Source organism: Natronococcus jeotgali DSM 18795 (assembly GCF_000337695.1).
GTDB classification, from domain to species: Archaea; Halobacteriota; Halobacteria; order Halobacteriales; family Natrialbaceae; genus Natronococcus; species Natronococcus jeotgali.
In genome coordinates this window covers 112,531-121,976 of the sequence record NZ_AOIA01000031.1, presented here as the reverse complement: position 1 = coordinate 121,976, position 9,446 = coordinate 112,531, and the positions used below count along the sequence as shown (strand labels likewise).

Annotated in this window: 8 protein-coding genes; 5 read left to right on the top strand and 3 right to left on the bottom strand. The window is 69.1% G+C overall.

The genetic code is table 11. The features are described 5' to 3' along the window. Positions 1 to 208, top strand: a 208-nt coding sequence (locus C492_RS04725; protein ID WP_193364840.1) for an HPP family protein, incomplete at its 5' end; no start/stop codon positions are given. Between the two features lie 243 nt (positions 209 to 451). On the opposite strand, the gene glmM is transcribed toward C492_RS04725, so the two are convergent. Next, the gene (gene glmM / locus C492_RS04720) at positions 452 to 1,816 is read right to left on the bottom strand and encodes a phosphoglucosamine mutase (protein ID WP_008420964.1); all 1,365 of its coding nucleotides are present in this window, start codon (positions 1,814 to 1,816) and stop codon (positions 452 to 454) included. Between the two features lie 90 nt (positions 1,817 to 1,906). Between glmM and C492_RS04715 the strand changes: the two genes are divergently transcribed. The 3 genes from C492_RS04715 (at position 1,907) to C492_RS24135 (ending at position 5,476) form a co-directional block, all read left to right on the top strand. After that, positions 1,907 to 2,731 carry an HVO_0234 family beta-propeller protein gene (locus C492_RS04715; RefSeq protein ID WP_008420962.1) on the top strand — a complete coding sequence of 275 codons (825 nt, stop codon included), beginning with the start codon at positions 1,907 to 1,909 and terminating at the stop codon, positions 2,729 to 2,731. 407 nt (positions 2,732 to 3,138) lie between these two features. Then, complete coding sequence (locus C492_RS04710; RefSeq protein ID WP_008420960.1) at positions 3,139 to 5,220, top strand: oligosaccharide flippase family protein; 2,082 nt, start codon at positions 3,139 to 3,141, stop codon at positions 5,218 to 5,220. Between the two features lie 103 nt (positions 5,221 to 5,323). Further along, entirely contained in the window at positions 5,324 to 5,476 is a 153-nt protein-coding gene (locus C492_RS24135; RefSeq protein WP_160166966.1) for a hypothetical protein, read from the top strand. A 151-nt stretch (positions 5,477 to 5,627) separates the two neighbouring features. Here C492_RS24135 and C492_RS04700 read toward each other — a convergent pair whose 3' ends face one another. Further along, a complete protein-coding gene (locus C492_RS04700; RefSeq protein ID WP_008420956.1) occupies positions 5,628 to 6,635 on the bottom strand; it encodes a GNAT family N-acetyltransferase in 1,008 nt (335 codons plus the stop codon). 9 nt (positions 6,636 to 6,644) lie between these two features. Then, positions 6,645 to 7,592: a polysaccharide deacetylase family protein gene (locus C492_RS04695; protein ID WP_008420954.1), complete on the bottom strand. Its 948-nt coding sequence runs from the start codon at positions 7,590 to 7,592 to the stop codon at positions 6,645 to 6,647. 528 nt (positions 7,593 to 8,120) lie between these two features. Here C492_RS04695 and C492_RS04685 point away from each other — a divergent pair. After that, positions 8,121 to 9,413: an amidohydrolase gene (locus tag C492_RS04685; RefSeq protein ID WP_008420950.1), complete on the top strand. Its 1,293-nt coding sequence runs from the start codon at positions 8,121 to 8,123 to the stop codon at positions 9,411 to 9,413. Positions 9,414 to 9,446 lie beyond the last annotated feature (33 nt).

Here is a 9,446-nt window from a genome sequence, read left to right as displayed (position 1 = left end):
GGTGCTGACCGTCGGCGGAATGCTCGCGACCGACACCCGTCACCCGCCCGCCTGCGCGACGACGCTGATCGTCTCGCTGGGACTGCTGTCGACGTTCCGCGAGGGGGTGTTGATGATCGTCGCGGTCGTCCTGCTCGTCGCGGCCCACCGGCTCCTGCTGGCGACCGAGCGCGCCGGCGCCCGGTACGGCGAGGGGCTGCGCCACTGATCACAGTCGCCGTCGCCGGCGTCGCTCGTCTCGAGGTCCTCGCCGGAGAGCTGTTGCTGGAGCACGAACGGGCCGAAGTCGGCGGCCGTCCGGCGGGCGATCGTCGCGATCCGGAGCACGTACGCCAGCAACACGGCGAAGGGGCTGAACAGCGCCGCGATCGTCGCGGCGACGACGAGGACGTAGACGGAGGAGTGTAACGCGGAGCCGACGGAAAGACCTGCTGCCGACAGCGGCGCCGTCTCAGGCCTCGATCTTCGCTTCGGCCAGGGTCTCGTACATCTCGTCGGCGAGCCCGTTCGCCCGGGCGGCGTCGCGGGCCTCGGCGTAGATCCGAACGAGGGGTTCGGTGCCGGACGGGCGGGCCAGCACCCACGCGTCGCCGTGGTCGAGCCGGTAGCCGTCGCGGGTGTTGAGCTCGGCGTCGGCCGCTTGGGCGTGGTTGGCCGCCGCGTCGAGCATCGCGTCGCGTTCGGCCGTCGACTCGTACTCGATGTTGCGCCGGACGTTGGCGTAGCCGCTGTAGGGGGCGACGATCTCGCTGACGGGCTCGTCGGCGACGAGCTCGAGGAACCGCGCGGCGGTGTAGGCGCCGTCGCGGGTGAGTCGGTAGTTCGGGAAGAAGATCCCGCCGTTCCCCTCGCCGGCGACGGGGACCAGCCTGTTCTTGGCCTCGAGCTCGCGGATCCGGGTGATGATGTTCGTCGAACCGATCGGAGTCAGCTCGAGCTCCGCGCCGGCCGCGTCCGCGACGTCGACCAGCCGCTGGGAGACGTTGACCGCCGAGACGGTGGTGTCGTCGGGGCCGAGCTCGGCGGCCGCGAGCGCGGCCAGGGTCGCGTCGCCCTCGACGTACTCGCCGTCCTCGTCGAAGAAGATGGCGCGGTCGGCGTCGCCGTCGTGGGCGATCCCGATGTCGGCGTCGGTCGAGCGGACGAGCCGACCCAGATCCTCGAGGTTCGAGCGAACGGGTTCCGGGTTGCGGCCGGGGAAGTGCCCGTCGGGCTGTCCGTTGACGGTGACGACCCGACAGCCCAGCCGGCGGAAGAACTCCGGGCTGGTCAGCGAGCCCGCGCCGTGGCCCGGGTCGAGCGCGACGGTCAGCTCGGCGTCGGCGATCCGCTCGCGGTCGACCGACGCGAGCAGTTCGTCGACGTACTCGCGCCGGGCGCCCTCGACCGTCCGGACCCGTCCGGTCTCGTTCCAGGGGGCGACGGTGAAGGCTTCCGCCAGCAGCGTCTCCTCGATCTCCTCGAGGTCGGAGACCGCGAGCTCGACCCCGTCGCTGTCGACGAGCTTGACGCCGTTGTACTGGGGCGGGTTGTGCGAGGCGGTGATGACCACCACGGGAACCTCCTCGCGTTCGGCGTAGGCCTGGGCGCCGGGCGTCGGGATGATCCCGAGCCGATCGACGTCGGTTCCCGTACTCGCCAGGCCGCTGGCGGCGGCGTCGGCGAGCATCTGGCCGGTGTGGCGGGTGTCGCGTGCGATCGCGATACGGCCGACCCCCCAGGCCGTCCCCGCCGCCTTCGCGACGCGCAGGACGAACGCGGGCGTCAGCTCCTCGTTGGCGACGCCCCGGGTCCCGCTGGATCCGAATACTTGCATCGCGTAGTAGTCGGGCTGGCCCCCCCAAATGGGTTCCGAAGCCGGGAGACAGACGGAACGCTTTCGGTGCGCCGTCGCCACCGTGGGGGTATGGATTCGATCGAGGAGAAACGCGTCTACGGCGATCGAACGGGTGCCACGCGAGCCTACGTCGCGAGCTCGCTGGGCGTCGTCCGCGTCAGCGTCTCCGGCGAGACCGTCGGCGAGTTCGGCCTCGAGACACGCTGTGACGCCGTCGACGTCGCGGCGACCGACGCGACCGTCGCCGTCGCGACCGCCGAGGACGTCCGGCTGCTCGAGCCGAGCGCGGACGACCCCGACCCCGTCGAGACCGGGTTCGGTCCCGCGACGGCGGTCGGCGCCGACGGCTCGGAGCTGCTCGCGGCCGGCCCCGACGGGCGGGTCGCTCGCCGGGAGGACGGGGAGTGGACGACCCTCGCGTCGGGGTTCGAGCCGACGGTCCGGGCGATCGACGGCGACCTCCTGGCGACCGACCGAGGGGTCTACCGGGTCCACGACGGCAGGCTCGACCACGCCGGGCTCGACGACGTCGCCGACGTCTCGGCCCCGGGGGTCCCCCTCGCCGCGACCGCCGACGGCCTCTACAAGCTCGGTAACGGCTGGATGGCCGCCCTCGAGGGGTCGTTCGACGTCGCCGCCGCGGACCCCCGCTCCGAGCCGGGGCGCCTCCGTCGAGCGCACGCGGTCTCGGAGACGGGCGTCCTCGAGTACGGCGCGGACGCCGCCGAATGGCGCGAGCTCGCCGCGCCCGGTGGAATCGTCGACGTCGGCTACGGCGACGCGACCTACGCCGTCACCGCCGACGGGACCTTCCTCGCGGCGACCGACGACGGGTGGCGCTCGCAGGTCCTGGGGATCGACGGCGTCGCGGGGCTCGCGGTTCACACCGCCTGAGACGGTCCGTCCCGGCGGCTTCCCGACCGACCGCGATCGTCCCGCGGTTCGCCCGTCGTGACTTTCCCCTCGAGGCGACGACGGCGATCGCGCCGCGGTAGCGACGGGCACGCCAACGACGCTCTCGCGGTCGCTCGAACCGCTCCCGGACGAACGACGGGTCCCGACGCCGCTTATCCCCTGTATAATAATCCCCCACTGTTCGGTAGGAACGAGTAATGATTCTACGCCGCCGATCCCCGTCCCCGCCGCTCCGCCGGACCGCTCGCGAGCGGGCGCGGCGAAACGGTATCGGACCCGGACCGTCCTCCCCGCTTCCCGTCGCACCACCCGCCGGAAACGCGGCGGTCGATCCGCACCGCAACTCGATGCACTCTTCGGGCGCCGTTCGAAACTCCCCCTAACGAATGGACCGGAGCATCACCAGCGCTTTTCTCTCGATCGTCGGCGTGAAGTTTCTCCTCATCAGCCTCGATTTCCTCTCCTCGCCGCTGCTGACCCGGTTCCTCGGCGAGGGGTACGGCGACTACGCGCTCCTGATGTCGATCTTCGCGATCTACATGATCTTCGTCAGCACGGGCGTCGGCGACGGCGTGCGAAAGTACGTCGCCGAGGAACGCGACCGACCGCACTGGGACCGACACGTCGTCGGGTTCTACCTTCGGCTGGCGCTGTTGCTTGCGGCGGTCGGCTGCCTGCTCCTCGCGCTGGCGGCCCGAACCGGCTTCATCCAGAACCACCTGGGGACATCCTACCAGACGTACTTCTACCTCCTCTCGCTGCTCGTCTTCACCTCCCAGTTCCGGGAGTACACCCGCCGAACGCTCATGGGATTCGGCCTCGAGCGCTACTCCGAACCGCTGCTCTTTCTCGACAAGGTGCTCTTTATCGGCGTCGGCGTCGGGCTCGCGTACCTCGGGTACGGCGTCCCCGGCGTGCTGATCGGGCACATGACCGGCGCCGTGACGACGGCGGTGATCGGCCTCGCCACGATCCACCGCGAGGTGTCGCTGTCGACGGCGCTGTTCGACATCCCCTCGCGGGAGTTTCCGCGCCGCGAGCTGTTCGCGTTCAACGGGCTCAGCATCGTTTTGATCCTCTTTCTGACGTCGCTGTACCAGATCGACGTCGTGATGCTCGGCTTCATCGGGTCGACCCAGGAGACGGGCTACTACCGGATCGCGCTGACCATCGCGGAGTTCCTCTGGATCGTTCCGCTGGCGCTGCAAAACACGCTCTTGCACTCGACGTCGAACATCTGGGCGAACAACGATCGCGACCGGATCAACTCGCTCGCGGCCCGCATCACTCGGTACACGCTGCTGTTTACGATACTGCTCGCGATCGGGCTCGCGGCGCTGGCGCCGGCCGCCCTGCCGGTCATCTACCCCGCCGACTACATCGCGAGCTACGTCCCGATCCTCCTGTTGCTTCCCGGCTGCGTCGGGTTCGCACTGGCGCGACCGATCCTCGCGATCGGCCAGGGGAAAGGCGACCTCCGGAAGCTGATCGTCGCGACCGGCGCGGCGGCGGTCGTCAACGTCACGCTCAACGGGCTGTTGATCCCCCAGTTCGGGATGCACGGGGCGGCCACCGCGACGAGCGTCAGTTACGGGCTGATGTTCGTGTTCCACCTCTGGAGCGCCAGGCAGATCGGCTTCTACCCGGCCGCCGACGCGCGCATCCCGCGGGCCCTCGCCGTCGGCGCCGCGGCCGCGGTGCCGATCTTCCTCCTGACGCGGCTCCTCGGCGATGCGGCCGTCCCGCTGATCGTCCTCGAGTTGCCCGTCTCGCTGCTCGTCGTTCCGCCCTTCGGCGCGGTGGTCTTTCTGGTGTTGTCGATTCTCTTCGGCGCGGTCGATACCGACGAGATTGCCGACCTCCTCGAGACGGCGCCGGACCCGATCGCCAACCTCGGCTCGAACCTACAACAGAGCGTACGGTCGGTCTCGACCGGCGCCCAGCTCCTGTTGATCGTCGCCGGAATCGGTTTTCTCGTCGCGGGGATCGCACTCGCCGCGAGCGGGGCGGGTATCGGCGACACGATCACTGGTCCCGACGGCGACGAGATCGACGGGGAGACGAACCCCGACGAGCCGAACACGGAGGGCAGTGGAGAGACCGACGACGGAGGAAACAACGGGACGAACGAGAGCGACGGCGACGGAAGCGCTGATACCGACAGCGGGGAAGACTCCACAGCTGACTCCGGCAACGGTACCGACGACACCGGTAACGGCGCCGATGATAGCGACGGCGGTAACGGCGATAGCTCGCCGTTTGGTGACGACTCCGTCTTTGACGGCGATGGAGGTAACGACTCCGAGAGCGGCGATACCGACAGCGACAACGACACTGCCAGCGACAACGGCACTGACAGCGACAACGAGACTAACAGTGATGACGGAGACAACGGCACCGACGGCGATACTGACACCGGCAACGATTCCGACAGTGATGGCGGCGATGACGACGCCTGGTACGAATAATTCGACATCGTAGCCGTTTCCGTTGTAACTGCGGGTCGGTCGAATGTTCTTGGCGCTGTCGGACGTTTCCGCTTCGATCGTTCCAGCCCGAGGACTCCTCGAGTTGCCCGTCTCGCTGGTCGTCGTTCCGCCCTTCGGCGCGGTGGTCTCTCTGGTGTTGTCGGTTCTCTTCGGCGCGGTCGATACCGACGAGATCACCGACCTCCTCGAGACGTCGCCGGACCCGATCGCCGACCTCGGCTCGAGCCTCCGGTAGCGCCGTCGCCGCTATCCGCTGTCGAGTTCACAGAACGCCAGCCGCCAGTTCGACGGGTCCGTCAGCCGACGCCCCGAGCGCCGCCAGTTGCCCGGATCCGGGTCGACGCCGGACGGGCGGACGACGTGGGTCGACGGCGACGCGGCCCACTTCAGGGGCGCGTGCCGGTCGCCGTGGAACGCCCGCGCTCGGAGTAGCTCCCGCGGCAACACCTCTCCAGGGGCGGCGAGGACGTCGGCGTCCGCGTTCGCCCGAACCGCGTCCGCGAGCAGCCCGGAGAAGACGACCGTCTGTCTCTTATACACATCTCTGATGGCGCNAGCAGCCCGGAGAAGACGACCGTTCGGTGGGCGTCCGTTCCCGCCGCGAGGGGAAGCGCGTCGACGATCCGGACGGTCGTCGGCCCGTCGGTCCGCTCGCGCCGCCCGTAGACGAGCGCGGCGACCGGGTCGCCGTCGCGACTCGCGACGACGCTGCGGTAGGTCCACAGCGGGTTCTCGAAGCGCCACCCGTAGAACGTCTCGTCGCGGACGACGTGAAACGCAGACACCGTCTCGGTCCCCGCTAGCGCTGCGAGTCTGGCGGCCGGGACGCCGTCGTAGTGGGTCCGCTCCAGTCCGGCGCCCGCGTCGGCGAGTCGGTCCCTGACCGAGCCGTACCCGCTCGCCAGCGTGCGCGCGATCGGCTCGACGGGATCGAGGGCCGGAAGCCACGCGGTCGGGTTCTGAATCCGGTAGTACGTCTCCTGCTCGCCGACGACCCGCCAGCCGAGCTCGAGGTTTCCCGGCAGCGACCGGTGGTTCGGAAAGTTGAAGTACAGGTCGACGTCGTCGGCGTAGTGCTCGATCGCCCGTTCGGTCATCCGGGTGAATAGCCCGCGCCGGCGGTGCTCCGAACGGACCATCGTGTCGCAGGGCTGGAAGGCGTCGTAGGCGTCCTCGCCCGCGGCGAGTCGCAGCGGGAAAAACGCTCGCGCGCCGACGAGTTCCCCGTTCCGTTCGGCGACGACGATCGGTACGTGGTCGACGTACGGGTTCGACTCGTACTTCCAGGCGAACCAGTCGGTACCCATCCGTCCGCCCAGCACGGTCTCGAACAGCTCGAGAAACGCGTCCCTGTCGGTCGGTTCGTACCGTCGAATCTCGTAGGCGTCCGACATCGGGTGCGGTTAGGCCGTTTCGACGGGTTCGACTCGAGTGCGCTCTCGCCGCCGGACGTCGTCGGCGACCTCGGCCATCGTCTTCACCTGGAGGTCGCCTGCCGTTCGCCGACGGTCGACGTACCGGACGATCGACCGGAGCCGTCGGTGGTGGGCCGACGTTCGGAGGTTGTGGGGGTGCAACCAGAGGTGTAACACGCCGTCGTCGTTCGCGACCGCGTCGATCCCGGCCTCGACCTGTCTGACCACCGGATCCTCCCCGAGCGCCGAGAACGGCTTCTCGTACTCCTGCCCGAAGTTGAACAGGTAGACCGACGCCGGCACGTTGACCAGTCCGTACTCGTCGACGTGGGGCTCGACGATCGGCGGCGTCGGCTTTCCGACGACCGCGCTCGAGACCTTGGTCAGCTGTCGCTCCAGGGTTCCCCGATCCTCGAGCAGGCGGTTCACGCCGCGGTAGCACTCGAAGCCGTTCTCCGCGAGCACGTCGCGGTGGCGTACCTTGTTGACGGGGAAGACGAACGACGACAGATCGTGGCCGCGCTCGGCCGCCGCCCGGGCGCAGTTTTCGATCTCGCGGATCGCGAACTCGTCGGTCATCCGCTCGTGATCGAGGTGGACGTGGGTGAACCCGTGGCCGGCGATCTCGTGGTCGACGTCGGCCGTCGCGACCTCCTCGACGAGCTCCGGTCCGTACCAGACGTCGTCGGCCTCGAGGTCGCCGACCGGCCGCTGACAACACCGTTCGCCGGCGGGGTGATTGCGGTGGCTGTCGAGACAGGAGTCCAGAAACAGGTGGCCGGTGACCGCCCACGTCGCCGGCACCTCGTAGGCGTCGAACAGATCCCGCAGGTGGAGCCAGTTATCCCGGGTGTCCCGCAGCAGCGATTCCGGAACCTCCCTATCGTGGAACCCCCACCCGAGCTCCGCGTCGAGGGAGATAACGACCGTCCCCATGATATCACCGGGACCCGTAGGCGGCGGCTACTCGAGAGCGGTTCCCTCCACGAGACGGCGAGAATCCTCCGCCTCGCAGTTTCTTCGCCGCGTGGTGTTGACGATTCATCTCGCACGGAGGGTGGGTTTCACCGAGTATAGTGTTTAATCTGTTAAGGAAGTATGCGAATATTACTACAGTTTTCCGGCTCCGAAACCCCGCTGTACCGACCGAAAGTCGACTAAAGAGTTCGTTCGAGTGAAACGAGTTCGGGGTCGGGAACGCGGCCGGCAGCTGCCGGGTCCGCGCGCCGGCGTTCGCCTCGACGCGCTCGATTTCAGTTCGCGAACGGCCGAGGAGGCTTTCGACTGTGGTATCCGCGGCCGTCGCGGCGTGTCCCGTCGCGGCGCGGAACCCGACTACCGTCGCGATAAGCGGCCGGCGTCGGCGTTGTCGCTCCGAAACAGTTAGACAGCTAAGGATTTCGGGGCTTCCGTCGCGGCTACGGAATCGACACGCTAAGGCGGGCCGGCGAGAAAGCCGAACCGATGGCGACGCTTTCGATCGCCGGCGGGCGAGTGTTGTTGCCCGACGGAACGGTGACGCGCGCGGACGTACTGATCGACCGGGACGAGGGGACGATCCTCGAGGTGGGCGCCGACCTCGCGGGCGGGGAGACCCTCGACGCCTCGGGCTCGCTCGTGACCCCCGGGTTCGTCAACGGGCACAGCCACGTCGCGATGACGCTGTTGCGGGGGTACGCCGACGACAAACCCCTCGACGCCTGGCTCCGGGAGGACATCTGGCCGGCCGAGGGCGAACTCACCGCCGAGGACGTTCGGGTCGGCGCGGAGCTGGGGCTGCTCGAGATGATCAAGGGGGGAACGACCGCATTCGCCGACATGTACTTCGAGGTGCCCGAGATCGTCGACGCCGTCGATCGGGCGGGACTGCGCGCGCGGCTCGGCCACGGCGTCGTCACCGTCGCCACGGACGACGCGGGGGCCCGCGAGGACCTCGAGACGAGCCTCGAGGTCGCCCGCGAGTACGACGGCGCCGCCGGCGGCCGGATCTCGACGGCCTTTATGCCCCACTCGCTGACGACCGTCGGCCGGGAGTACCTCGAGGAGTTCGTCCCGAAAGCCCGCGAAGCCGGCGTCCCGGTACATTACCACGCCAACGAAACCGCCGACGAAGTTACCCCGATCGTCGAGTCCGAGGGGGTTCGTCCCCTCGCGTACGCCGCCGAGCTCGGGATGCTCGAGTCCGAGGACTTCGTCGCCCACGGCGTCCACGTCGACGAGAGCGAGATCGGCCTGCTCGCGGAGGCGGGGACGGGCGTGATCCACTGCCCCGCCTCGAACATGAAACTGGCAAGCGGGATGGCCCCGGTCCAGCGCATGCTCGAGGAAGGCGTCACGGTCGGGCTGGGCACCGACGGCGCGGCCTCGAACAACGACCTCTCGATGCTCGACGAGGCCCGCGACGCCGCGATGATCGGCAAGCTCGCCGCCGAGGACGCGAGCGCGGTGCCCGCCGAACGGGCCGTCGAGATGCTCACGCACAACACCGCGGACGCGATCGGGCTCGCGTCGGGTCGCCTCGAGGCTGGCGCGCCCGCCGACCTCGCGGTGATCGACCTCGAGACGCCCCACCTGACGCCGGCCCACGACCCCGTCAGCCACCTCGCGTACGCCGCGGCCGCCGCCGACGTCCGCCACACGGTCTGCGACGGGCAGGTCCTCATGCGAGATCGGGAGGTACTGACCCTCGAGGAGGACGCGGTGCTCGAGCGAGCCGGCGAGGCGGCCGCCGCGCTCGCGGCCCGCGCCGAAGACTGACGAACCGGCTTCGGTAGCGTTTTGGCGCCGCTC

Coding starts and splice junctions, on each gene's coding strand:
- glmM (WP_008420964.1), bottom strand. CDS start 1,816: ATGCAAGTATTCGGATCCAGCGGGACCCGGGGCGTCGCCAACGAGGAG.
- C492_RS04715 (WP_008420962.1), top strand. CDS start 1,907: ATGGATTCGATCGAGGAGAAACGCGTCTACGGCGATCGAACGGGTGCC.
- C492_RS04710 (WP_008420960.1), top strand. CDS start 3,139: ATGGACCGGAGCATCACCAGCGCTTTTCTCTCGATCGTCGGCGTGAAG.
- C492_RS04695 (WP_008420954.1), bottom strand. CDS start 7,592: ATGGGGACGGTCGTTATCTCCCTCGACGCGGAGCTCGGGTGGGGGTTC.
- C492_RS04685 (WP_008420950.1), top strand. CDS start 8,121: ATGGCGACGCTTTCGATCGCCGGCGGGCGAGTGTTGTTGCCCGACGGA.